The sequence below is a fragment of the Polaribacter cellanae genome, from assembly GCF_017569185.1.
In the GTDB taxonomy this organism is placed as follows: domain Bacteria; phylum Bacteroidota; class Bacteroidia; order Flavobacteriales; family Flavobacteriaceae; genus Polaribacter; species Polaribacter cellanae.
The window spans coordinates 403,373-428,111 of the sequence record NZ_CP071869.1 but is presented as its reverse complement, the minus strand read 5'-3'; the positions used below and the strand labels follow the sequence as shown (position 1 = coordinate 428,111).

23 protein-coding genes and 1 other RNA gene are annotated in these 24,739 nt (G+C 28.1%); 3 read left to right on the top strand and 21 right to left on the bottom strand.

Annotated features, from left to right (window positions below):
- The 17 genes from J3359_RS01905 to J3359_RS01825 form a co-directional block, all read right to left on the bottom strand.
- Positions 1–930, bottom strand: coding sequence for a hypothetical protein (locus tag J3359_RS01905; RefSeq protein WP_208079066.1), 930 nt, complete (start codon positions 928–930; stop codon positions 1–3).
- Positions 923–1,840: a hypothetical protein gene (locus J3359_RS01900; RefSeq protein WP_208079065.1), complete on the bottom strand. Its 918-nt coding sequence runs from the start codon at positions 1,838–1,840 to the stop codon at positions 923–925. The genes J3359_RS01905 and J3359_RS01900 overlap by 8 nt, the downstream gene beginning before the upstream one ends.
- 3 nt (positions 1,841–1,843) lie before the next feature.
- Positions 1,844–3,268 (bottom strand): MBOAT family O-acyltransferase, encoded by a 1,425-nt coding sequence (locus J3359_RS01895; RefSeq protein WP_208079064.1) that lies wholly within the window; start codon positions 3,266–3,268, stop codon positions 1,844–1,846.
- The gene (locus tag J3359_RS01890; protein WP_208079063.1) at positions 3,268–3,822 is read right to left on the bottom strand and encodes a hypothetical protein; all 555 of its coding nucleotides are present in this window, start codon (positions 3,820–3,822) and stop codon (positions 3,268–3,270) included. The genes J3359_RS01895 and J3359_RS01890 overlap by 1 nt, the downstream gene beginning before the upstream one ends.
- Before the next feature lie 361 nt (positions 3,823–4,183).
- The gene (locus tag J3359_RS01885) at positions 4,184–4,885 is read right to left on the bottom strand and encodes an acylneuraminate cytidylyltransferase family protein (RefSeq protein WP_208079062.1); all 702 of its coding nucleotides are present in this window, start codon (positions 4,883–4,885) and stop codon (positions 4,184–4,186) included.
- Positions 4,885–6,045: a UDP-N-acetylglucosamine 2-epimerase gene (neuC, locus tag J3359_RS01880; protein WP_208079061.1), complete on the bottom strand. Its 1,161-nt coding sequence runs from the start codon at positions 6,043–6,045 to the stop codon at positions 4,885–4,887. The genes J3359_RS01885 and neuC overlap by 1 nt, the downstream gene beginning before the upstream one ends.
- A gap of 1 nt (position 6,046) precedes the next feature.
- Complete coding sequence (locus tag J3359_RS01875) at positions 6,047–7,048, bottom strand: N-acetylneuraminate synthase family protein (RefSeq protein ID WP_208079060.1); 1,002 nt, start codon at positions 7,046–7,048, stop codon at positions 6,047–6,049.
- Positions 7,045–8,235, bottom strand: a complete 1,191-nt coding sequence (locus tag J3359_RS01870; protein ID WP_208079059.1) for a glycosyltransferase — start codon at positions 8,233–8,235, stop codon at positions 7,045–7,047. Before J3359_RS01870 ends, J3359_RS01875 begins: the two co-directional genes overlap by 4 nt.
- Positions 8,235–9,386, bottom strand: a complete 1,152-nt coding sequence (locus J3359_RS01865) for a glycosyltransferase (RefSeq protein ID WP_208079058.1) — start codon at positions 9,384–9,386, stop codon at positions 8,235–8,237. Before J3359_RS01865 ends, J3359_RS01870 begins: the two co-directional genes overlap by 1 nt.
- Before the next feature lie 12 nt (positions 9,387–9,398).
- Positions 9,399–10,559, bottom strand: a complete 1,161-nt coding sequence (locus tag J3359_RS01860) for a glycosyltransferase (RefSeq protein ID WP_208079057.1) — start codon at positions 10,557–10,559, stop codon at positions 9,399–9,401.
- A 22-nt stretch (positions 10,560–10,581) separates the two neighbouring features.
- Positions 10,582–11,664, bottom strand: a complete 1,083-nt coding sequence (locus J3359_RS01855; RefSeq protein ID WP_208079056.1) for a glycosyltransferase — start codon at positions 11,662–11,664, stop codon at positions 10,582–10,584.
- Positions 11,664–12,821: a UDP-galactopyranose mutase gene (gene glf, locus J3359_RS01850; protein WP_208079055.1), complete on the bottom strand. Its 1,158-nt coding sequence runs from the start codon at positions 12,819–12,821 to the stop codon at positions 11,664–11,666. The genes J3359_RS01855 and glf overlap by 1 nt, the downstream gene beginning before the upstream one ends.
- On the bottom strand, positions 12,800–14,050 hold the full coding sequence (locus tag J3359_RS01845; protein WP_208079054.1) for an ABC transporter ATP-binding protein: 1,251 nt from the start codon (positions 14,048–14,050) through the stop codon (positions 12,800–12,802). The genes glf and J3359_RS01845 overlap by 22 nt, the downstream gene beginning before the upstream one ends.
- A 2-nt stretch (positions 14,051–14,052) precedes the next feature.
- A complete protein-coding gene (locus tag J3359_RS01840; RefSeq protein ID WP_208079053.1) occupies positions 14,053–14,925 on the bottom strand; it encodes an ABC transporter permease in 873 nt (290 codons plus the stop codon).
- Between the two features lie 95 nt (positions 14,926–15,020).
- On the bottom strand, positions 15,021–15,434 hold the full coding sequence (aroQ, locus tag J3359_RS01835) for a type II 3-dehydroquinate dehydratase (protein ID WP_208079052.1): 414 nt from the start codon (positions 15,432–15,434) through the stop codon (positions 15,021–15,023).
- A gap of 177 nt (positions 15,435–15,611) precedes the next feature.
- Positions 15,612–16,151, bottom strand: a complete 540-nt coding sequence (locus tag J3359_RS01830) for an outer membrane beta-barrel protein (protein WP_208079051.1) — start codon at positions 16,149–16,151, stop codon at positions 15,612–15,614.
- A 190-nt stretch (positions 16,152–16,341) separates the two neighbouring features.
- A complete protein-coding gene (locus J3359_RS01825) occupies positions 16,342–16,833 on the bottom strand; it encodes a transporter (protein WP_208079050.1) in 492 nt (163 codons plus the stop codon).
- Between the two features lie 162 nt (positions 16,834–16,995).
- On the opposite strand from J3359_RS01825, the gene xerD reads away from it, so the two are divergent.
- Positions 16,996–17,892, top strand: coding sequence for a site-specific tyrosine recombinase XerD (xerD, locus tag J3359_RS01820; protein WP_208079049.1), 897 nt, complete (start codon positions 16,996–16,998; stop codon positions 17,890–17,892).
- Positions 17,893–17,951: 59 nt separating this feature from the next.
- Here xerD and rny read toward each other — a convergent pair whose 3' ends face one another.
- The 4 genes from rny to J3359_RS01800 all read right to left on the bottom strand — a co-directional run bounded on the left by rny (position 17,952) and on the right by J3359_RS01800 (position 20,342).
- Positions 17,952–19,517 carry a ribonuclease Y gene (rny, locus tag J3359_RS01815; RefSeq protein WP_208079048.1) on the bottom strand — a complete coding sequence of 522 codons (1,566 nt, stop codon included), beginning with the start codon at positions 19,515–19,517 and terminating at the stop codon, positions 17,952–17,954.
- A gap of 47 nt (positions 19,518–19,564) precedes the next feature.
- Positions 19,565–19,693: non-coding RNA, 6S RNA (gene ssrS / locus J3359_RS01810), on the bottom strand.
- A gap of 54 nt (positions 19,694–19,747) precedes the next feature.
- On the bottom strand, positions 19,748–20,041 hold the full coding sequence (locus J3359_RS01805; RefSeq protein ID WP_208080391.1) for a cell division protein ZapA: 294 nt from the start codon (positions 20,039–20,041) through the stop codon (positions 19,748–19,750).
- Positions 20,042–20,051: 10 nt separating this feature from the next.
- Positions 20,052–20,342 carry a coiled-coil domain-containing protein gene (locus J3359_RS01800; protein WP_208079047.1) on the bottom strand — a complete coding sequence of 97 codons (291 nt, stop codon included), beginning with the start codon at positions 20,340–20,342 and terminating at the stop codon, positions 20,052–20,054.
- 147 nt (positions 20,343–20,489) lie between these two features.
- Between J3359_RS01800 and J3359_RS01795 the strand changes: the two genes are divergently transcribed.
- Both J3359_RS01795 and J3359_RS01790 read left to right on the top strand, forming a co-directional pair.
- Entirely contained in the window at positions 20,490–22,193 is a 1,704-nt protein-coding gene (locus J3359_RS01795; protein WP_208079046.1) for a M23 family metallopeptidase, read from the top strand.
- A 6-nt stretch (positions 22,194–22,199) separates the two neighbouring features.
- Positions 22,200–24,653, top strand: a complete 2,454-nt coding sequence (locus tag J3359_RS01790) for a TonB-dependent receptor (RefSeq protein WP_208079045.1) — start codon at positions 22,200–22,202, stop codon at positions 24,651–24,653.
- Positions 24,654–24,739 lie beyond the last annotated feature (86 nt).

Sequence of the window (24,739 nt, the reverse complement as noted above, 5' to 3'; positions counted from 1 at the left end):
TTACAACTTATTTTTAAGTGTTTCTATTAATTTTTTTGTTCTTATTTTTCTTCCTTCTCCATTCAAATGATAACTACTGTCATAAAACAAATCTGCACCATATAAATAATCTGTTGGGTCGCCAACAAATATAAGGTTGGTTTCCTTTCTTAACTCGTTTATATCTTGTAAAAAATGATTATCAAATTGAGATTTTTCTAAAGGTGGAAAAGTTATAATTAATTGAACGTCTTTCTCCTTACAAATAAGATTCATTTTTTGTAAAAAAGTCACAAATTTCCTACTAATTTCTTTACTTTTTAATTTTTGATATCTATTAATTTTTTCAGCTTTTATTTTTGAATCATTTACAGAGACCAAACTAATATTATCTCCTAAATAATTATAAGATTCTCTTTTATATTGTGTTGGAGTTGCTTCTTTTTTCTTTAATAAACTTATATAAAATTTTGTTGACAATCGAATTGCTTTCTTAAAAAAAGATTTCTTTTGAAATTGTGTAAAATCTTTAAAAATAGCTGGGGCATAAAAAAGCGTAGTATATAAAAAATCGTCTCCATTTTCTTTTCCATAATAATATTCATATTCAGGAATATAAAGAATAACATCTCCTTTTGTTAGATATTTTTTTGTTAAGTTTAAATGATATCTACTTCCTAAACTCATTGCCAAACTTGTGTTTATTACTGGCTTTAAAAACGTTTTCCCTAAAAGTTTACTATTTATGCTATAAGAAGAACTTGACCCACCAGCAATAATAATTTTAGAAGTATCTTTTAAAGAGTCTAATCTTTTATACTTATCTATAATTGCTGCAGGATAATCTATTTTATGATTATAATTGGCAAAGAATGTTTCTCCAACATACACAGTAATAAGTAGTAACAAAACACTTATTATAATAGCAATATGTTTCAAGAATTTATTCATTAAAAAATAAATTATTTATGTCGTTTGCTAATTTTTTAGAAAATATTTTTCCAGATGCTTTGTATAAATGGTTTCCGTCTACAAAAGTGTAATTATTTGAATCTTCTTTATAATTTAAATACAATAAATTATTAAATCTAGTGTTAATAATTGAATCGAAATTTTCACATAATTCATTTTCAATTGCCAAAATTTCTTTATTAACTGGTATACGAACTAAAATTACTCGACCATGTTTTTTTAATAAACGTATAGTTTTATCTAACCAAAATATTCTTTTATCTGAAATTTTATATTTTTTCCCATTTTCTTTATATACTTCTATCTTAGATAATGTTCGTTTTCTTAACTCGTCTTTCTCCATATTTATATTTACTTCTAACCAGCCATTTTTATGAAGCAGTAAAGTCGAATCTCTATTAAACTTATTAATTAATAGGTTAAACATAGAGTTTTTATAAGAATTTATTAAATAATCATAATTAGGATTCATATTAAAAAAAGTAAGCTTAGAAAGTTCTTTTTTACTTTCGATATCGTAATTTAAATTTGTTTTTTGGGAAATTGACCAAGGATCTACAGATAAAATAAACAGCCCATTAAAACTATTCTCACCTAATTTAGATTTTATGGTTTTATAATATGTTTCACCATATGGACTATGAAGAATTGTAAATGCAAAATTATAAATCGAATGGTTTAATATCTTTTTATCTATTACTGAATCTAAAATTTCCGGCCTTACCCCTTGAGCTGCTCTTGAAGTTCCTAGAATTAGGGATTTTTGTTTTGGGCTCGTAAATCTTAAATAAAAAGGGTCGGTTGTTCCATCTGCTAAAAAACCTAGCAAAATATAAGTTGTAGTTATGGCAATTATGAGAAATGATATTTTAATTATAAATCGCTTCATTTATTAAAATTGAAAATAGATAAATGAAGATTTTTCGTCTACAGAAGCATAATATAAAATCATAAAAGCAAACAACATATAAAATACTATTCTGTATTTTTTGTCTAAAACTATTGCATATTCTTGCCTTCTTGAAAACCATTCCATAATTACAAATAGCACTAAAAATGGAATTATTTTTTTATGTCGAATTACATCTGGAATAAAGTTATTAAAATTAAATATATTTTGAATGTACTCAACAGCTTGCGTTAATGAAGTTGCTCTAAAAAATATCCACGCAAAAGTGGTAATTGTAAAAGTTCCTAAAATTTGAAGAATTTCTTTAAAACTCGGTAAAATAGAAGTTGCAGCTACTTCATTTAAATTTTTTCTATTCTTACCTCCTATTAATAATGGCAAGAAAAATAATGCGTTTAAACCTCCCCAAATAATAAATGTCCAATTGGCTCCATGCCAAAAACCACTAACTAAAAAGATAACAAATACATTTCTTATTTTAATTTTTAAACTTCCTCTAGAACCTCCTAATGGAATGTATAAATAATCTCTAAACCACGTGCTTAAAGAAATATGCCATCTTCTCCAAAACTCTGCAATGTCTCTAGAAAAATAAGGATAATTAAAGTTTCGCATTAATTTAAAACCAAATAATCGCGATGTTCCAATTGCAATATCTGAGTATCCAGAAAAATCGCAATAAATTTGAAAAGCAAAATAAATGGCTCCCATACAAAGTGCTAAACCAGATTCATCTTGGTGGTTTTCGAAAATTCTGTTGACTAAAACTGCACAGGAATCTGCAATCACGACTTTTTTTACCAATCCCCATAAAATTAGTTTCATTCCAGAAACAGCAAAATCGTAATTGAATTCTCTTTTTTTATAAAATTGAGGTAATAAATTAGTTGCTCTTTCAATGGGTCCTGCCACTAATTGAGGAAAAAATGCTACGAAAGAAGCAAATGCGATGAAGTTTTTAGTAGGTTCTAATTTTTCTCTATATACATCTATCGTATAACTTAAAGTTTGAAACGTATAAAATGAGATTCCAACAGGCAAAATAATATTTAACGAGCTTGCATGCATGGTTACTCCGATAGCTTCCCAAGCTTCAATCCAATTATCTATAAAAAAATTATAATATTTAAAAAAACCTAATAAGCCTAAATTAAAAACAAGACTAATAATTAGTAATCGTTTTCTTTGCTTCTTTTCAGTTGTCTTTTTTAGCTGTAAACCTAAAATATAATCTACAACTGTACTTAAAATAATTAGCGATAAAAAACGCCAATCCCACCAACCATAGAAAACATAACTTGCAATTAAAATTAAAACATTTTGTATGCTTAACTTCTTAAAAACAAACCAATACAATAAAAATACTATGGGTAGGAAAATTAAAAATTCTATGGAATTGAACAACATTACTTTTTAATTATATTATTAACCGCGTTATTTATTAAAGTTGCATATTTGATAGCTCCTACTTTATTCAAATGATTAGCATCCGACAAATGATAAACATTAGTATTTTCGTCTAAAAAATTTAAATACTTATAATGCTTATTAGGTTTAGTTAAATTTTCTAAATAATTAAAATAAAAAGGGTTAATTTTCTTTTTATAATTAGAATGAACTGGCATTGAAACTATTGTTAAATTCGCATTGTTTTCTTTACATATTTGAATAATTTTTTTGAAATATTTCTCTTGAAAAAAAGTATTTGCTATCTTATTTTTATTTGTAAAATGCACTTTAGAAGTTAAATCCATAATTGAATTATCAGGATTTTTATTTAAACTTTCATAGTAACCTCCCATATCTGGATCTCTCAATAATCCGTCAATAAAATAAGAGAAGTTTTTCACCAATTGGATAGAATTTATAAAATCATTATCAAATAAATTAAAATACATCATAAACCTTCTCAATCCAAATTTACCTTCAATTCTTTTAATATCAAATGATTTTTCATACATGTGGCCAAAATTATGAATAGAAACACCTAAAATTATTTTTTTTATTTTGTTTTTTTTAAAAGAAAGAATATACTTTAATTTTGAGTAAGTAAAAAAATAGTGCTCTGCTTTACTAGCAAAATTATAAGTTTTTTTTTCAAATGAACTTGGTGGTAATCTTTGCATTTCAGAATCCCCCATAATAAGGATTGAATTATTAATTGCAATTTTTTGTAATTTACATTTTACTTTATAACGTTTATAATTATATACTGTAATTATAAGTAGTAATGTTATTATTACTGTTAAAATAAAGTATTTTAATGTTTTTAAAACAAAAAAAAATTCCCTTTTCATGAAAACACTTATTTAATTCGATTTCTTAAGTAATAAAATTATTTTTAATTATTTTTTCCGCTTTTTCCCAATCGTTTAAGGTGTCAATATTTACATACCATTCTTTTGGAGATTCTATGTAAGAAATGCTATTGCCAAATAAAGATTTTTGCTCTAATAAAACATTTGTTTTAGTAACATAAATGCTTCCATCTCTATGAAATGCTTTGGGTAAATCTTGTCTTCGAGTAATAATTTTCTTTTCGCCAGTCGCAATTTGTAAAGTTTTATCTCCTTTTTCTTCAAAAACCCAATGAGGATTGTATTCATGAGGAACTTGTTGTACAGAAAATAAAGAATCCGTGTCTTTTTCTATAAAAGTTTGTACTGCTTTATCTAAAAACATAACAGTTCTAAAAGGACTTGTGGTTTGCAATAAACAAACAGCATCGAAATATATATTTTGATTTTTATAAAACTCTAAAGCATGCAAAATAACTGGCAAAGTTGGTGAAGCGTCTAATGCTAAATTTGTTGGTCTTTTAAAAGGGACTTCAATATTTAAAGATTTGGCTACCTCTATTATTTCTTCGTTTTCCGAGCTTAAAATTAAGGTATCTATAAATTTACTTTTTAAAGCAACTTCAGCTGTGTATGCTATTAATGGCTTCCCTCCTAATAATTTAATATTTTTACGTGGAACTCCTTTAGAGCCTCCTCTTGCAGGTATAATTCCTAATATTTTCATTAATACATAATTGTTTTATGAAAACTTAATTCAGTATTTGCCAAAATATCTGCAATTCTATCTCCAGATTTTCCATCTCCATAAATGTTTTCTGAAGTAATATTTTTTACTGATATTCTGTTTTCTATCGCTTTTATAATTTCATTTTTATCGTAACTAGAGTTTAGTACGTTATTTCCTCTTTGCCTTCTATTTTGACGACTTCCTATATTTACAACTGGAACTCCTAAATAAGAACATTCGCGAATACCAGCACTAGAATTACCAATTAAACATTTACTATTTATTAATAATTTTAAAAAATCTTGCGGTTCCATATTTTTAAAGAAATGTATATTTTCTGGCTTTTTAATTTCTCTAAAAGTTCTAATTCCATTTGAAGTTCCATCTGAACCAGCATCTACATTTGGCCAAAACCAAAAAGTAGGAATATTTAATTCGTAAACTGCCTGTAAAGTTTGTTCAACATCTTTTCTGGCAGATGCATATTCTGTAGTTACAGGATGTTGCATTACTACAATGTAACCTTCATCTTTCCATTTTGTTTCGGCTCCAACACCACCATATTTTTCTATAGGATCAAAATCTAGTTTAGGATTATTTTTAATTTCAGAAGCTAAATCTATAGACGGACAACCTGTATTAAAAATCATTTTAGGATTTTCTCCCATTTTTAAAATCCGTTCTTTTGCATCTTCAGAAGCTACCAAATGTAAATCGGCTAATTTTGTGTTTGCGTGCCGTACTTTTTCATCAATATTTCCTGTAACTTCTCCTCCTTGAATGTGTATTAACGGAATATTTTGATAGGAAGCAGCAATACTTGTTGCAATTGTTTCAAAACGATCGGCAATTGTAATAACAGCGTCTGGTTGCAATCGGTAAAAAACATTTGCCAATTCCATTACGCCCAAACCTGTTGTTTTTGCCATTGAAGTTGGGTTTTCTCCTTCTAAAACCATAAAAACTTTTTCATCAATTTTAAAACCATCATTTTCAATAAAATCGACAGCATTTCCATATCTACCTAATAAAGCAGCACCTGCAATTACCAATTGTAACTCTAATTCTGGGTGATTTTTTATGGCTGTTAAAGCTGTTTTTATCCTACTGTAAGACGGTCTTGCAGTTACAACTACACATATTTTTTTTATCGACATTTTATTCTGTTATATCTTCATAATTCAAAAAATCCCATTGGTTTACATCTTTATTTAATTTCTTACCAATTACATTTTCGTATTCACTTGCCAAGATACCAAATCCTTTAGGTTTTTTAGTTTCTAAATCCGAAAAAGTAATTACACTTCCTCTTTTTAAATTTTTATTAACTGCTAACGATTTTTCAAAAATTGATTTTAATTCCGTAAAATTTGAATTATCTGATTTATCAATCGGATTTTGCAAGGCAGTTTCAATATTTTTTACGGCGGAAACTAATTTTTTGGCTTCTTTCATTGTTAATGATGTTTTTGCATCGGGTCCAAACATTTCTTTATCAAATACGACATGAAATTCTAAAATTTCTGCCCCTAAAGTTGTGGCTACAATACAAGCTTCTATGGAAGAAGAATGGTCTGAAAAACCAACTGAAACATTATATCTCTCTTTTAATTCTTGAAGTACATTTAAACCAAATTGTGTTGGTTTTGTTGGGTAAGCAGTTGTACATTGTAATATAGAATACTCTACATTTCTCGATTTTAAAAAGGCAACTGTTTTGTCTAATTCTTCAAAAGAACTCATTCCAGAGGATATAATTACGGGCTTTTTTGTTTGTGCTATTTTTTCTAATAACACAAAGTTATTTACTTCTCCTGAACCTATTTTGTATCGTTTTACCCCAACTTCCTCTAATAAATCAACTGCAGCATTACTAAATGGCGAACTCATAAATTCCAAACCAACATCATCACAATGGTTTTTTAATCCTTTCCATTGTTCTAAAGTGAATTCCATTCGTTTCCAATAGTCCATTCTTGTGGCATCTTGTTTGGAAAACTTTACACGAAAAGGTTCGTGAATACTGCTTTCTGCTTCAGCAATATGTGTTTGAAATTTAATAGCATTACAACCTGTTTTCGCAACAGCATTTATATATGCATGTGCCATTCCTAAACTTCCATCATGTGCTTGTGCAATTTCTGCAATTATAAATGTCATACTAAATTATGTATAAAAGTTTTTAGTTTTTGGAATTGATTATCGGCTGTAAAAGTTTCTAAAAAGATCTCTTTTCCTTTGCTACTTAACAAATGTAGTCTTTCTTTGTTAGAATACAAATTCACAATTTCTTCTGTCATTTCTTCTAAATTACTACACAAAACACTATTTTCCTGTGTAATTTCTTTGTAACAACTCACAGATGGTTTGGTTGCCACTAAAACTTGTTCGTAATTTAAAATTACTGGAATTCTCGTTCTTGTACCTGTGTTGTATTCCCAAGGAACAATGTGTATGTCTTTTGGAATCATTACTTTATTTAAATCCTTTACAAATCCGAAACATGTAATTTGTGGGTCTTCTAATTTTTTTAATAAAGTGGGTGTTGCTTGTTTTAAACTTCCAATAACTTTTAGTTTTACGTTTGGAATTTTTCGTTTTAAATCTTCCCAACAAACGTCTAAAAAACGTTCTAAACCCAATCTGTTTGCAGTTGTATTCATTCCACCAAGGTGCATTATTGAAGGTGCTTTTTCTAAATTATTTTCCTTTAAAATAATTTCTTTATAAGTTGTTGGTAAATACAAAGCTTTTTTTGAAGCTATTTTTTCTATTTCTTCCTTTTCTGTAATTGAACCAGAAATACAGGCAGTCGCTTTTTTTACAATATCCATTTCCACTCGTTTCTTTTGAAAAGTATGGAACTTCTGCAAAAAATTTCTTCTCTTCCTAAGTTTTGCTAATTTGTATTCCCAATCGTGATGTGCATAAATTACTGGAATTTTTAAAGCTGAATTTGTTGCTAAAATGGCACTCCACCTCCACTCACACCAAACTAAATCGATATTATTATTTTGAATTTTATTTTTTAAAAAATCGAAATTTTCTTTATTTATAAAATTATATTCAAATTTTGAAGGATTTGTTATTGCTTCTACAATTCTGTTTAATCCTTTGTTATGTTTTTTTGAAATAACTTTATAATTACTAATTTCTGATACAAATTTTGAAACTTCTTTATAATCTTCTTCAATATAAATTTGCTGATTCTCCCATTCTAAAACGACCATTTCTACATGGAAACCAGCTTTAAACAACAATTCTAAATGACTGTAATAAACAGATGCTCCACCATTTTCATTTGAAGTTATTTTACCTGCGTTTACTAAGAATAAGATTTTTTTCATTAAATATCCTTTTCAATTTTTTTATACGCTTCTAAAACTTCTTTTTTAATTTTAGAATACTCCAATTTTTCTGAAATCTCTTTATTTATGTTGAAGGCTTTTTCTAATAAAGCATTATTATTTAATGCTTTTTTAATTTTTGAAGCAATTTCCTTAACGTCTTCTGGATTTTCAATTAAAAAACCATTTTCGCCATTATTTATATATTCTTCAGTTACACCTCCAGGATTGGATTGGATTGGAAATGCGCCACAAATTATAGCTTCTAATAAAGTATTGGCTATTCCATCTGAAATATTATTTCCAATGGCAATTTTAGCTTTTCCGAATTTCTCTAATAATTCGTTGTGCGAAATTTGATTGTATCTCGAAGAATATTCAATATTAACAGCATATTTTTTATTGATTTCTTTAATTTTATCAATCACTTTATTATGAGCAGAATATACATATATATCGAAGTTTCGAATATCTTCAACAATTATTTCTAGCGCGTTTAAAACGAATAATGCTTTGCCAGCCCAATGATCGTAACCTTTTACCAAAATTAATTTTCTCTCTTCTACTGATAAAGAAAATTTTTGATATTCTTCTATTTTATAACCTCCTCCTCCAGGAAAAATTGGCATTTCACTTCCTCTAAAGTCCAGTTCTTTTGCAAGGTTAACATCTCTTTTATTATCTGTAAATAAATAGTTTACGTCTTTTAAAACATTTTTTATTTTATATTGATGCTCTTTTTTATGCTGATATAAATACAAATCGCTTCCCCAAGAAAAATATGCCCAATTGAATGTAATTTTCTTTCGAACTTTTAATAGCGGATATGTTTCCGATTGCATTTCTAAAGAATGCACTAAATCTGGTTTTATTTTTTTTATTAATTCTTCTAATTTTTCTGAAGCAGTCACCTGTAAATATGGAGCTATTTTTTCATGAAATTTAGGTGTTTTCTTTTTTAAAAAATACTCTCCTTTAAATTTTGCGAATTTTCTTTTACTCCAATTTGTGGTGTAATTCGTCCACAATAAATCTTTATGTATTGGTGCGTCTAAGCAATCGAAAAGGTAGATTTCGTGACCAGAATCTTTCAATTGATTGATCCATCTTGCTGCATGGATATATTGCTGACAAACAAAAAGAATTTTCATAAATTATGATAATTAATTGTTTTTAATTAAAACATCTAACAGCTTCTTAAAATATTTTTCTTTAGAATATTTATTTATTTCATTTACATTAAAATCACCAACTTCTTTTCTATAATCAGTATCTTTAATTAACTTTTCAAGTATAATTTGTAATTCTTCAATATTATTATTAATCAATAAATCTTCATTAATTAATAACCTTTTACAACCTATATGATTTGTACTTACTACAGGTAAGCCATATAGCATATACTCTAAAATCGCATTAGGAGTACCTTCGAAAGTAGATAATAAAACACCTATATCTAATATATTTAATATTTTTTCTACAGGTACATTAGTTAATAGACTTATTTTATTATTCAAATTTAAGCGTTTTACTTTTTTTTTCAAAGCTAGAAATTTTCTCTCTGATTCTTTACTATTCGAATGATCTCCTAAGAGTACTAAATGTATATTATATTTAAGGTAAATATTAGAAAAAACTTCCAATAAAATGTGTTGTAATTTTTCTAATCTATAATGAGAAATCATACCGATAACAATATCTTTTTTATCGATTTTAAATTCTTCTTTAATACTATTCTTATTTAAGTTTTCTCTTTTAATGGAAACATACTGTGGCAAGCATATTAGTTTTTTTTGGGGTATTACATATTTTTCTAAAATAGAATCTAAACCACTTTCAGCATTTGCTATGAAAAGAGGTGTTTTTTTAATTGCAATTTGTTCTAAATAATCACCTGTCAAATAATCTAATCCCAATTGATGCCAAAAAGTATATTTTGCTCCAGTAAATTTATAAATTAATACTGCTAGTTTAGAGGGGGGATTTAAAAAAGGAATTATTAAATAAGGTCTTATTTTCCTAATTTTAAAAACCATTTTTATTAAATATAAAAAGGTTTTAATACCATTTTTTAGATTATTGATTGACCATGTTTTATTAAATTTTAAACAAGGTTTACCATAATAATCTACACGAAATTCACCTATTTTATTTAAAAAAGATTCGAACTCTACAGACATCTTTTGAGAATGAGTTGCTATAAAAGTTACTTTACAATTAAAATTATTTTTAGCGTAATCAGCAAAACCAATAGCTTGTCTTTCGGCACCTCCTAAGACAGGACTTTTAATAATTAATACAATATTTTTATTGTAAATGTTCATTGAAGTTTAATTGAATATATTATTAATTGAACTGCTGAATGATTTCTCTACAGATAGTTTGTAAGTTTTCTTTGAATATTGATTCTGTAAAAAAATGGTTATACAAAGAAAGAATTGCTTTTTTATTTTCAATTTTGTATTTTTTATTAATTAGATTTTTACTTAATAAAACATCTACTAAATTTTTATTTGTTACATCAATAATACCTCTTGTATTTTTAAAGAAATTATGACCTTCTGTAGTTGTCATAATTAATGGAGTACCTAAACAAATAGTTTCTATAACATTTAAATCAAAATAACTTTTTTCATTTAATGAAAAAACAAAATCTACGCTATTTATCCAGTTATAAGGTGTAGTTATTAAACCTAAATCGTATATATTTTTTCCATTAATTAATGCACCACTACCTGCTATAAACAAGCATAAATCGTCTCTTGTAGCAGTTACTTCTTTAAATGTTTTTATTAAAAAATTAAATCCTTTAATATCGTTTCTTCTGCCTATATATAATAGATTTATTTTGTTTTTTTTAATTGGATAAAAAACACTTGATTCTATTTTTTTTATACCTGTTAATAAATATTTAATAGTATGTTTTTTCAATATTAATGATTTGTAGGTAATTACACATTCTTTATTGGGAAAAACAAGTACATTTGCCCTTTCAAAGGCTAATTTTTCAATTAATTTACTATGAATCAATTCTTTTTGATTTTTACTAAAGTCAAATTTTTCTTCGGATGGCAATTGTGGTGAATGACTTTGTAAAATTATAATTTGTTCTTTTTTTATTAGATGAAGCACATTATAAAGAGTAAAAACATCGTGAAAATATATGAATTTATAATTAAGACTATTTGAATAGATAAATTTAGATGTATTTTTATTGGTTAATTTTTTACTAAAAAAACCCAAAAGTTTAAATAATTTATGCCTTAATTTAACTTTAAATTTTATTTTATTAATTTTAAGTGCATCATCTAATAAAACAATTTCTTTAGGATGATTGTCTAAAACACATTTGTATAAATATCCAGGTGGTCCACCAGAATTTTCATGAATTATATAATCACTATAAACTAAAATCTTATCTTTTATCATTAAATTTTGTTTGAAAAAATAGCTCCTTTGAAAATTGTGTTCTCTTTTTTATTTTCTAAAAAATAAGTTGCATAATCTAATGCTTCTTTAATTACTTTTTCCATATCTAAATATCTGTAAGTTGCTAATCTTCCTACAAAAGATACATTTTCTTCTAAACTCTCTGCATAAGTTACATAACTATTTAATTTAGCAATATCTGGTTTTAATCTTTTCGGGTAATAAGGTTCATCTTTATCTACTGTTTCTTTACTAAATTCAGTTAGAACAATAGTTTTTTCATGATTTTCCCAAGGTGCAAAATGTTTGTGTTCGTGAACTCTTGTAAATGGAATATCTTCCTCACAATAATTTATAACTGCATTTCCTTGAAAGTCACCATCATGAATTTCTTCTTTAAAAAAAACAGTTCTGTAACCCAATCTTCCAAATTTATAATCTAAATAAGAATCTATTGCTCCTGTATAAAATACATGTTCGTAAGATTTATTATCACTTTTATTATAAACTATACCAAGTTCAATTGTAATATTTTTATGCTTCAAAATATTTTCAATTATTTCTGTATATCCATTTTCTGGAATACCTTGGTATTTAGAGTTGTAATAATTATCATCATAATTAAATCTTATGGGTAATCTTTTTAAGATTGAAGCTGGTAACTCTTTAGGTTCACAGCCCCATTGTTTTTTTGTATAACCATAAAAGAAATTATAATATAATTCTTCTCCCAAAAAAGCCAAAGCTTGTTCTTCGAAATCTTTTGGATTTTCTTTTTTTTTTTGTTTTTGTTTTAAAAAACTTTCTACTTCAGATGGTTTTAATTTTGTTTTAAAAAACTGATTTATAGTTAATAAATTCATTGGCATAGAAAAAACACCTTTTTCTGTATTTGCAATTACTTTATTTTTAAAAGGCTTCAATTTACCATATGAATTTACATATTCCCAAACTTCTTTATTATTAGTATTAAAAATATGTGGACCATATTTATGAACCATTACATTTGTGTTTGCATCTCTTTTTGTATAACAATTTCCTGCTATATGACTACGTTTATCGATTACTAAAACGTTTTTACCATTTTCAGCCAACTTTCTTGCAATTACAGCTCCACTAAAACCAGCTCCAACAACTAAATACTTCTTTCTATCCATTTCTCGTTATTTAGAACATATCCTTTAATACTTTCCCCTGTTTTCTCTAGTTTTGAAGTTCCAATTATTTCTACAACTATATATTCTTCAGAATTATCAAAAACTTCACCAGAATTCCATAAGGCGGCTTCTATAAAATATTCTCCTCCTTTTAAAATTGATGTTGGTAATTTTATTTTTAAATGATGTTTTCCCTTTTTTGTAAACTGATTCTCATAAGGAAAAGAAATAATGGGTTCATTCATTATTGAAATTAATGTAGTTCCAAATTTTAAACCTTTTGGGTCTTTAATATTTAATTCAAAATTTAAATAATACTCTTGTGTTTTATCTATTGAATTTACAACTACCTTATTTTGAATATCTGAGACATATACTTTAGAAATATAATTTTCTTTATCTGTAGCTTCTATATTATACTTTTTGGTGCTTTTAGCATTTTTTAAATAGAAATCTACAGCAGCATCCACATCTCCTAAAAAAATAGATTTTCCTTTTTCTAAAACTACACCTCTTTTACACAAACTTTTTACAGCTGCCATATTATGGCTCACAAACAAAACCGTCCGTCCATCACTCTTAGAAATATCTTGCATTTTACCAATTGCTTTCTTTTGAAACTCAATATCTCCAACAGCCAAAACTTCATCTACCACCAAAATATCTGGTTCTAAATGAGCTGCAACTGCAAAAGCTAAACGAACCTTCATCCCACTAGAATACCTTTTTACAGGTGTATCTATATAGCGTTCACAACCAGAAAAAGAAATTATTTCATCTAATTTAGATTCTATTTCTTTTTTGGTCATTCCAAGAATAGCACCATTCAAAAAAATATTTTCTTTCCCTGTCATTTCTGGGTGAAAACCAGTACCTACTTCTAATAAAGAAGCGATTCTTCCTTTCGATTTTATAGAGCCTTCTGTAGGTCCTGTTACTTTAGAAAGTATTTTTAATAAGGTCGATTTTCCAGCACCATTTTTACCAATAATCCCTAAAACCTCTCCTCTTTTTACTTCAAAATTAATATCTTTTAATGCCCAAACATATTCTGAGTTTCCTTTGGAAGCTCTATTATTAGACTCTCCTATTTTTAAATAAGGGTCTTCTTTTCCTCTAATTCTCGCTAAAAAACGATTAAAATCGTGACTAATAGTTCCTGTACCAATAGTTCCTAAACGATATTGTTTCGATAGATTTTCGACCTTTAAAATAATATCTTCTTTCATATCTAAATCGTATCTATAAAAGTTTTTTCGGTTTTATTAAAAATCAACAATCCTAAGAAAAATATTGCAATCGTAAATATAGCTGTATACATTATTCCAAAAACGGAATAATTTCCATCATTTAAAAGCATGTATCTACCAAATTCTATAAGATGAGCTATTGGATTAAAATCTACCACCCAAGAATAATCTGTACCTTTTTCTACACTTATTAACTTTTCTCGCATTAAATCTAAAGGATACATTACTGCAGATAAATACATTAACAGTTGCACTCCAAAAGCAACTAAAAAAGTTAAATCTCTATATTTTGTAACCATGGAAGAAATGATCATTCCCAATCCTAAGCCCATCATTCCCATTGCAATAATTAGTAATGGAAAAAATAATAAATACATATTTGGCATAATTTCATAACCAGTTAATGCATAATAAATGTAAAAGCAAATAAATATAAAAATTTGAATTCCAAATTTTAACAAATTAGAAATTACGATAGACATGGGCATGATTACCCTGGGAAAATAAACTTTACCGAAAATGGCTTCGTTTTTTTTAAAAGTATCGGATGTTGCTGTTAAGCACTCTTTAAAATAATTCCAAATGGTAACTCCTGCTAAATTGAATAAAAAAGGGGGAACATCTCCTGTGGAAATTCCTGCAATATTATTAAAAACTAAAGTAAATATTACTGATGTAAATAAAGGCTGAATTAAATACCACAAAGGCCCCAAAATGGTTTGTTTGTACAAAGTAACTACATCTCTTTTTACAAAAAGAATTAGTAAATCTCTATATTGCCAAACTTCTTTTAAATTTAAGTCGAATAAATTGTTTTTGGGGGAAATTTCAAAAAGCCATTTATCTCGCTCCATTAATTAGTTTAAAATTTTAACAAATATAGTTCATTTTATCAATTTTAGAAAAAAAGATGCATTGTAAACGTGCAGATATTAAAATGGTTTTATATTTATAAAAAACTCTGTATTGCTAAATTATAACCTTTTAAACCAAACCCAAAAATTACTCCTTTTGCATTTGGAGCAATAAAGCTCTTGTGTCTAAAATCTTCGCGAGCGTGGATATTAGAAATATGAACTTCCACAACAGGAGTAATAATGCCTTTTACAGCATCTCCAATACCAACAGAAGTATGTGTGTAAGCAGCTGCATTTAAAATAATTCCATCATAATCGAAACCAACTTCGTGTAATTTGTCTATTATTTCTCCTTCTACATTCGATTGAAAATAAGACAGCTCTGCAGTTTTATATTTTAGCTGTAAATCTCTAAAATAATCTTCAAAAGAAGCAGAACCATAAATTTCTGGCTCTCTTTTTCCTAATAGGTTTAAATTTGGGCCATTTATAATTATAATTTTCATTTTGCTAAAATACTTTATAAAATAAAAAGAGGCTGTCTTAAAAGTATTAAAATTTGTCATTTAGACTGTAATGAAGAAATCTTATTTATTAAATTTTGATATTTTACGACTTCGCTAAAAATGACAGCTAAATTTACTTTTAAGACAGCCTCTTGTAATTAATTTGTAACTTAATTATTAAAATCTGTATCCAAGACCTATTTGAAAAATATCAAATTTTATGGTTCGACCAACTGGAGCATCTTTTAATCGATTACTTAAACCAAATGTATATCTAGAACTCGCAAATAATTTATCTGTTATATCATAAGCCAAACCAAAACCAGCACCAAATCCAAAAACATTTGCACCTTCTGTTTTGTCTAAAATTAAATCGAAAGTTGCTCCTGCTTGAAGGCTAAGTTTACTATCTACATAATACTTAACAAACATCGGAAAAATTAATTCATTACTACTTTTACCATCCTTATAAGTTTGGGCAAAATGAACTTCTGGTTGAAAACTAAACTTTTCTGATAGTTGATATTCCAAAAAGAAACCAGCATACAAGCCACTTACTCCAGTAGAAACTTTATTACTTTTGTTGTTTTCGGAAACTTTTACTTTACCTATTAAATTGTGATATCCAGCAACTGCACCATAAGAAATTTTATTTTGTGCATGAATCTCTCCAAGTCCTAGAAGAGAAATAACTGTAATAAAAAATAATGCTTTCATATTTTGTTTAATTAAATTTAATGCAAATATATTTTATTGAAAAATAAAAAACTAAATAATTAACATGTTATACCATTTCTGCATTAAAATTACCATAATAAAATACGCTTTCTTCCTCTTTACTTCAAAATAAAAATAAAAAAAAACGGAAGCAAAAATTGCTTCCGTTTTTTATAATATATTTTTTCTATTATATTCCAAACATTATACCTACACTAACGTTTGATATAGACCCACCATCTCTACTAACTCCTGAGTAAGAAACATTTAACTGTGTATTATCTGCAATTTTATACCCTAACATAGGTCTGTAGTAAAAACCTCCATCATTATTTTTTGGGTTAATACCAATTGCATATCCTAAATCTACACCAGCAACAAAATCTTCAGCAACATTGTACCTTGCAGCACCAGCTACTGGTAAAAAAGAAACGTTAGGCACTTTAGTTCCTGCAACTTTTTTTCCGAAAAAATTAGAATACGAAACTGAAGGTCCAGCAGTAAACCCATCTGCGACTGTAAACATATAATTAACTTCTGCACCTAGTGTAAAACTTGAAGCATCACTTGCATCTCCTGTTGGTAAACCAACGTTTACACCTGCGTTTAACACACCATTTTGTGCATTCATTTTTCCTAAACTTGCAATTGCTAAAATTGCAATAAATACTACTTTTTTCATAATTTTATATTTATAAATTTTAAGTTTGTAAAATTAAAGATATAAAGTTTTATAAGCGATTTACAAAAAGTTAATTTTCTGTTAATTGGCAAGGTTATTATTAATAACAATATTATGTTAAAAGTTTTAAAAAAAAACTAACTTTAATAAGTACATTTATTTATGAAATGGCAACACGCAATTAAAGATTATCAGTTATTTTTAAAAATCGAACGTGGACTTTCTAAAAACACCATAGAAAGTTATTCTCGGGATTTAGAAAAACTAGCTTTATTTCTCGATACTAACGAAATTAAAGTTTCTCCTACAAATATTGATGCATCTGTAGTAAAGCAGTTCGTATATGAGATTGCCAAAAGCATAAATCCTCGAAGTCAAGCAAGAATAATATCGGGTTTGCGCAGCTTTTTCGATTATATGGTTTTTGAAGATTACAGAAAAACGAATCCAACAGATTTAATAGAAACACCTAAAACTGGAAGAAAATTACCAGATACGCTTTCAGAAGCGCAAATAAACCAATTAATTTTGGCAGTCGATTTAAGTCATCCTCAAGGAGAAAGAAACAGAACTATTTTAGAAACAATGTACAGTTGTGGTTTACGTGTTGGAGAGTTAATAACCTTAAAAATTTCTGATTTATTTTTTGAAGAAGGTTTTATTCGTGTTTTAGGAAAAGGCAACAAACAAAGATATATTCCTGTTCACAACACTGCTAAAAAGTATATTACTATTTATATGAATCAAATTAGAAATCACATAAAACCAAAAAAAGGATTCGAAGACACACTATTTCTAAACAGAAGAGGAAGTGGATTGTCTCGACAAATGGTTTTTATGATAATTAAAGATTTAGCAATTAAAATCGATTTGAAGAAAAAAATTAGTCCACATACTTTACGTCATTCTTTTGCAACCCATTTATTAAAAAGAGGTGCAGATTTAAGGTCGATTCAACAAATGTTAGGGCACCAAAGCATTACTACAACAGAAGTGTATGTTCATGTAGATAAAACTTACTTGCAAGAAGTTTTGGAAAAATATCATCCAAGAAAATAAAAAAAATCTGCAAGAAGCAGATTTTTTTTTATTTGCGTTTATTAATAAGTTTACAATTACTATCTCGCAACATTCACAGCCCTCGTTTCTCGAATAACTGTAACTTTTACTTGTCCAGGATAGGTCATATCATTTTGTATTTTCTGAGAAATGTTAAATGATAATTCAGATGCTTTGGTGTCGTTTACTTTTGTGCTTTCTACCATAACTCGTAATTCACGACCTGCTTGTATAGCATAAGCTTTTTGTACGCCTGTAAAACCAAATGCAATATCTTCTAAATCTTTTAAACGTTGAATGTAAGAATCTAAAACTTGACGTCTTGCTCCTGGTCTTGCTCCAGAAATAGCATCACAAACTTGCACGATTGGAGAGATTAAACTCTTCATTTCAATTTCGTCATGGTGTGCTCCAATTGCATTACAAACGTCTGGCTTTTCGCCATATTTCTCTGCCCATTGCATTCCTAGTAATGCGTGTGGTAGTTCGCTTTCTTCATTTGGTACTTTACCAATATCATGCAATAAACCTGCACGTTTTGCTACTTTAGAGTTTAAGCCCATTTCTGCAGCCATAATTCCACATAGGTTTGCAACTTCACGTGAATGCTGTAGTAAATTTTGTCCATAAGAAGATCTGTACTTCATTCTACCCACAGCTTTTACCAATTCAGGATGTAAACCATGAATTCCTAAATCGATAACCGTTCTTTTACCAACTTCTATAATTTCTTGGGTAATTTGCTTTTCTGTTTTTCCAACAACTTCTTCGATTCTCGCTGGATGAATTCTACCATCTGTAACTAATTTATGTAAAGATAAACGAGCTATTTCTCTACGAATTGGATCAAAACAAGAAAGTATAATGGCATCTGGAGTATCATCTACAATAATTTCTACACCAGTTGCAGCTTCAATGGCTCTAATATTTCTACCTTCTCTACCAATAATTCTTCCTTTAACATCGTCTGACTCTAAGTTAAAAACAGAAACACAATTTTCTACAGCTTGCTCTACTCCTACTCTTTGTATGGTTCCTAAAACAACTTTTCTTGCTTCTTGTTCTGCTGTTAATTTTGCTTCTTCGATAGACGTTTGTATAAAAGCCATAGCTTCTGTTTTGGCTTCATCTTTTAAAGAAGAAACCAATTCTTTTTTAGCTTCATCTGCAGATAATCCAGAAATTTGCTCCAACATATCTATATGTCGTTTGTGCATTTTACTTAAATCTTCTTCTTTTTTCTCTAAAAAGTCTAGTTTAAAATCGTAATCTTTTACTTTTTGTTCTAAAGAGCGATTTAGTTTTTTATTTTTATCGACTTCAGAGGCTACTTGCGATTCTCTATCTCTAATTCGCTTTTCTACATCAGAAATTTTCTTTTCTCTTGATAATATTACCTTTTCGTGCTCGGATTTAAGTTCAATAAATTTTTCTTTCGCCTGTAAAATCTTTTCTTTTTTTATCGATTCTGCATCTACTTTGGCTTCTTTAAGAATAGAGTTTGCTTCTTTTCTAGTTGCATTTAATAACTTTTTGCCTTTAGATTTCTCTATTGATTTTGCAACGATAAAACCTATTGCAATTCCTATGATTCCCACAATAATGGGAAGTAACATTCCGTCCATATTTTAAGTTTAGTATATAAAAAAAGCCTACATTAGTTGGGTTTTTTAAACTCCATTATGGTATGTATAGGACTAACTAACTGATCAAGAATCCACCTGAGAACTGAAACAAGTTCAGCAATAGTGGCGTGCTTTTACAGTTAAGACTCATCCTTCATAATTGAATCGTGTTGAGTTTAATAAACAATTTACTAACGTAGGCAGTGTGTTGTTAATGTATTTTAAAGAACTTATTTTAAATGAGTATCCACTAATTGTGTTAACTCTTTTATTTTATGTATTGTTTCAGCATTACTTTGTTCTTTATTTAAGGAAGAAATTTCTAATTTAGAAGCAAATTGTAATGCACACATTGCTAAAACGTCTTGTTTATCGCTAACTGCATAATTTTGCTCGTATTTAGAAATTAAACTATTAATTGCATTGGCTGCTTTACGCATACCTTCTTCCTCTTTGGTGTTGTTTACACTTAAAGGATATGTTCTACCTGCAATAACAATGTTAATTCTTAATTTTCCCACAATTTAAAGAACTTTATTCTTGTAACTGAATAATGCATTTATCAATCTCTCTAATTAATGCATTTATTTTGAGTTTTGTATCTCTTGTATCTTCACTACTGCCATCTATAGTTTTTGCAATTTTTAACAAATCGTATTGTTTTTTTTGACTTGCCAATTCTTGTTGTTTTTCTAACAATTCTTGTTGCAATTTTGTAGTACTTTGAAGCAATATTTCGTTTTCTTTTTTTAAAAACTCATAATTAGAAAGTAAGCTTTGTAACTTATCTTCCAGTAAATGAATTGCTTCTAAGGTATTACTCATACAAATTATTAGAATAAAACTATACTTACAAAGTTAGCAATCTGTTTTAAATTTTCCAACATTTAATTGACATATTAATAATCGATTGATATTTAGCGGTTTAATTAGAGTCAAATTTTTACTATTTTTACACAAAAAATTAGTCTTTTGAAGCAATTTCTTATCATATTTCTATTTACGACTACGATTACCTGTTTTTCTCAAAAAAAATACCCAAAAAATTACTTTAGAAATCCTTTAGAAATCCCTACAGTTCTCGCAGGTACTTTTGGTGAACTTCGTAGCAATCACTTTCACTCTGGAGTAGATATTAAAACACAAGGAAAAGAAGGTTTAAAAGTTTTTGCTGCTGCAGATGGTTATATTTCTCGAATAAAGGTAGCGCAGTTCGGGTTTGGAAAAGCACTCTATATTACGCACCCAAATGGTTATACAACTGTGTATGCACATTTAAGTAAATATGCTAATAAAATTGAAGAATACGTAAAATCCATTCAATATAAAAAACAGAATTACCAAACAGGAAATATTTTTTTAAAAAAAGGTAAATTTTCAGTTAAAAAGGGAGAACTGGTTGCTTTTTCTGGAGATACTGGTGGTTCTGGTGGTCCACACTTGCATTTTGAAATTCGGGATACAAAAACCGAAAACATTATAAACCCGATGTTTTTTGGTATTACTTCTGCAGACACAAAACCGCCAACAATTCAATCTCTTTTAGTATATCCTTTAAGTTTTGATGCTCGAATAAACCAACAATACAATCGTTATAAAGTTTCCGTTAAAAATGTTGGAAAAGGAAAATATGTAGGGAGTAGAATCTTCGCAAGTGGAACTATTGGTTTTGGAATTAATGTTTTTGATCGATTGAATAAAGCAAACAACAAAAACGGAATTTATAGTTTAGAAATGTTGGTAAATGGCAAACGATTCTATTATCATGATGTGGAAACATTTTCTTTTGCAGAAAGTAAATACATTAACTTATTAATTGATTATGAATATTATAAGAACTACAAAAGTAGAGTTCAAAAAACGTATAGAGTTAAGGAAAATAAATTAACTATTTACAAAGATTTGCAAAATAATGGTAAAATTAAAATCGAAAAAGGGCTAAATTATACCATCGAAATTATCGCAAGAGATTTTAATGGAAATAAAAGTTCTGTAAAAATACCTGTGGTTGGAAAAGAAAACAACACCATATTTAAAAAACAAAAAGACACAACTGCTTATAAAATTGTGGCGAAGAAATTTCAAAAATTTACACAAGATTATGTTACTATCGCTTTTCCCAAAAACACTTTTTACAAGGATGTTTATTTAGATTTTAAGGTTGATAAGGGCATTGCAAATATACATAACCCAACAATTCCTTTAAATAAAAACTTTACATTAACTTTTAACGTTTCTAAATATTCAGAAGAAGAAAAAAAGCATTTATACATTGCAAATGTGCAGTATGCGAAATACCCAAGATACCAGTATACCAGAAAAAAGGATAGCACTTTTTACACCACTACAAAAACTTTAGGAAAATATAAGTTACTTTCCGATACTAAAAAACCTACCATTCGTTTACTGTATTTTAAAGACAAACAATGGATTTCTAGTCATAAAACATTAAAAGTAAAAATTGCTGATGCTGGTTCTGGAATTAAAAATTTTAGAGCAACTATCGATGGACAATGGGTATTAATGGAATACAACCATAAAAAAGGGATTTTAACCTATAATTTTAATGATAAAAAATTGGTTGGTAGCAAACATATCTTTAAAATTGTAGTCTCGGACAATGTTGGAAATACCAAAGAGCTTTCTGCGACGTTCTTTAAAAAACAAGTAAACTAATTTTACGTGAAAAAACTCCTTATACTATTTCTTTTTCTTTGTATCCCTTATTTTGCGTTTGCACAAAAAACAACCATTTTAAAAGGAACTATAAAAAACAAGGAAAAACAGCCCATTGAAAATGTTTCTGTAAAATTTGGAAATACAGGAACAACTACAGACGAAAATGGAAATTACAGCATTCGAATTCCGTTTAAAAAAGAAATTACCATAATTTTTAGACACGTTTCTTATAAAACTTTCAACAAAAAAATTAAAGCTACTAGCAGAAATGCAATTCGCTTCTCTCCTATTTTATCATTAAAAACAGAAGAGTTAAAAGAGGTTGTAGTAAAAGATCGAAGAAAAGAAGCTCAAGGAATTACAAAGATAAATGTTAATAAAGCGAAGCATATCGTTGGTCCAAATGCTGGCGTAGAAAATGTTTTAATGACTTTGCCTGGTGTAAATAACAACAACGAGTTAAGTACACAATACAATGTTCGTGGTGGAAATTTCGATGAAAACCTAGTGTATGTAAATGGAATTGAAGTGTACAGACCTTTTTTAATTCGTTCTGGGCAACAAGAAGGTTTAAGTTTTATAAACTCGAATATGGTACAAAACATTAATTTTTCTGCTGGTGGATTTCAAGCAAAATATGGAGATAAGCTATCTTCTGTATTAGATATTACTTACAGAAAACCAAATGAAATTACGACCACTGTAAATGCAAGTTTATTAGGTGCAAGTGCCACTTTCGAAGGTGTTTTTTTAGATAATAAATTAAGTATACTTACTGGAGTTAGATATAGAGATAACAGCCTTTTTGTAAATAGCAAACAAATTGAAACCAATTTTAGACCACGTTTTACAGATTTGCAGTCCTATATTTCTTATGATTTTTCAGATAAATTTACACTAAGTTATTTGAGTAATTTTTCATTGAATAATTACAATTATCAACCCATTTCCAGAAGAACTCGTTTTGGAACCGTTGCAAATCCTTTAGAATTAATTGTTTTTTATAAAGGTAAAGAAGAAAATAATTATTTTACCTTATTTAATGCCTTGTCTGCAGATTATAAAATAAATGATAACTTATCTTTTAGAACAACAGTTTCTAGTTACAACACCCAAGAAGAAGAATATTACGATGTTTTAGCTTCCTATAATTTGGGAGAAGTAAATGCCAATATTGGTTCAGAGGATTTTGGAGAAGTCGATTTTGCTAAAGGAATTGGTTCTCAATTAAACCATGCAAGAAACGATTTAGATGCACTAATTAACAATGTGCAAATAAGAGGAACTTATAAAAAAGAGAGAACTCAATGGAATTTTGGTGTAAAATATCAAAATGAAGATGTTCGTGAACGCATTAGAGAATGGGAAATAATCGATTCTTTAGGTTTTTCTGTGCGTCCTCCAAACCATGCTGGAAACAACCAACCTTACGAACCTTTTGAAGGTCCAATAATTCCTTTTCAGAATATTAGAGAAGATAATAAAGTACAAATTAATCGTATTTCAGGGTTTGTTCAATTTAACGAACGTCGTTTTTGGAACGACAACGAAGTTTGGTACAATTTCGGGATTAGAGCACAAAATTGGACGGTTTCTTCAAACGGAAACACCTCTAAAAGTCAGCTTATTATTAGTCCAAGAGCACAATTTGCAATAAAACCAAATTGGGCTAGAGATATGTTGTTTCATTTTTCTGGTGGCTGGTATTCGCAACCACCTTCTTACAGAGAATTAAAAAAATTTAATGGAAAGATTAATGTAAATGTTAAAGCTCAAAAATCGATACATTTAGTAGCAGGAATGGATTATAGTTTCGATTTATGGGAAAGACCTTTTAAACTTACAACAGAATTGTACTTTAAAGATTTAACAGATGTAAATGCATACTCTGTAGATAATGTTAGAATTCGTTATAGAGCAGACAATGTTACAACTGCTTATGCACATGGTTTAGATGTTCGTTTAAATGGCGAATTTGTTCCAGGAAACGAAAGTTGGGTAAGTTTAGGGTATTTAAAAACCGAAGAAAATATAGATAACAGAGGAGATATTTCTAGACCTTCTGACCAACGTATAAAATTCGGAATTTTGTTCCAAGATTATGTGCCAAACCTACCGAATTTAAAAGCATATTTAAACTTGGTTTACAATACAGGAGTTCCTGGTGGAGCACCTGCTTATTCCGATGTTTATCAATTTCAAGAACGTTTGCGAGATTACAAAAGAGCAGATTTAGGTGTTTCTTATGTTTTTGCAGATGCAAACAAACAATACCAAACAGGTTTTTTATCAAAATTTAAAGAACTAACAGCGGGTTTAGAGCTTTTTAATATGTTCGATATTCAGAATGCGATTACCAACACTTGGGTGAGAGATGTGTATTCTAAAACGCAGTTTGGAATCCCAAATTTTATGACAGGTAGAGTTTTAAACTTTAAACTTAGTATGACGTTTTAGTATAAAAAGAAAAAGAACTTTCTGTAAAATTAAATATTACAGAAAGCTCCTTAAAATCTCATAAAAGAGAATTATTTGAAATAACC

Coding starts and splice junctions, on each gene's coding strand:
- J3359_RS01895 (WP_208079064.1), bottom strand. CDS start 3,268: ATGTTGTTCAATTCCATAGAATTTTTAATTTTCCTACCCATAGTATTT.
- J3359_RS01830 (WP_208079051.1), bottom strand. CDS start 16,151: ATGAAAGCATTATTTTTTATTACAGTTATTTCTCTTCTAGGACTTGGA.
- glf (WP_208079055.1), bottom strand. CDS start 12,821: ATGGATAGAAAGAAGTATTTAGTTGTTGGAGCTGGTTTTAGTGGAGCT.
- J3359_RS01855 (WP_208079056.1), bottom strand. CDS start 11,664: ATGATAAAAGATAAGATTTTAGTTTATAGTGATTATATAATTCATGAA.
- J3359_RS01900 (WP_208079065.1), bottom strand. CDS start 1,840: ATGAAGCGATTTATAATTAAAATATCATTTCTCATAATTGCCATAACT.
- J3359_RS01845 (WP_208079054.1), bottom strand. CDS start 14,050: ATGAAAGAAGATATTATTTTAAAGGTCGAAAATCTATCGAAACAATAT.
- J3359_RS01800 (WP_208079047.1), bottom strand. CDS start 20,342: ATGAGTAATACCTTAGAAGCAATTCATTTACTGGAAGATAAGTTACAA.
- J3359_RS01905 (WP_208079066.1), bottom strand. CDS start 930: ATGAATAAATTCTTGAAACATATTGCTATTATAATAAGTGTTTTGTTA.
- J3359_RS01875 (WP_208079060.1), bottom strand. CDS start 7,048: ATGACATTTATAATTGCAGAAATTGCACAAGCACATGATGGAAGTTTA.
- J3359_RS01870 (WP_208079059.1), bottom strand. CDS start 8,235: ATGAAAAAAATCTTATTCTTAGTAAACGCAGGTAAAATAACTTCAAAT.
- rny (WP_208079048.1), bottom strand. CDS start 19,517: ATGGACGGAATGTTACTTCCCATTATTGTGGGAATCATAGGAATTGCA.
- neuC (WP_208079061.1), bottom strand. CDS start 6,045: ATGTCGATAAAAAAAATATGTGTAGTTGTAACTGCAAGACCGTCTTAC.
- J3359_RS01890 (WP_208079063.1), bottom strand. CDS start 3,822: ATGTATGAAAAATCATTTGATATTAAAAGAATTGAAGGTAAATTTGGA.
- aroQ (WP_208079052.1), bottom strand. CDS start 15,434: ATGAAAATTATAATTATAAATGGCCCAAATTTAAACCTATTAGGAAAA.
- J3359_RS01840 (WP_208079053.1), bottom strand. CDS start 14,925: ATGGAGCGAGATAAATGGCTTTTTGAAATTTCCCCCAAAAACAATTTA.
- xerD (WP_208079049.1), top strand. CDS start 16,996: ATGAAATGGCAACACGCAATTAAAGATTATCAGTTATTTTTAAAAATC.
- J3359_RS01865 (WP_208079058.1), bottom strand. CDS start 9,386: ATGAAAATTCTTTTTGTTTGTCAGCAATATATCCATGCAGCAAGATGG.
- J3359_RS01860 (WP_208079057.1), bottom strand. CDS start 10,559: ATGAACATTTACAATAAAAATATTGTATTAATTATTAAAAGTCCTGTC.
- J3359_RS01825 (WP_208079050.1), bottom strand. CDS start 16,833: ATGAAAAAAGTAGTATTTATTGCAATTTTAGCAATTGCAAGTTTAGGA.
- J3359_RS01885 (WP_208079062.1), bottom strand. CDS start 4,885: ATGAAAATATTAGGAATTATACCTGCAAGAGGAGGCTCTAAAGGAGTT.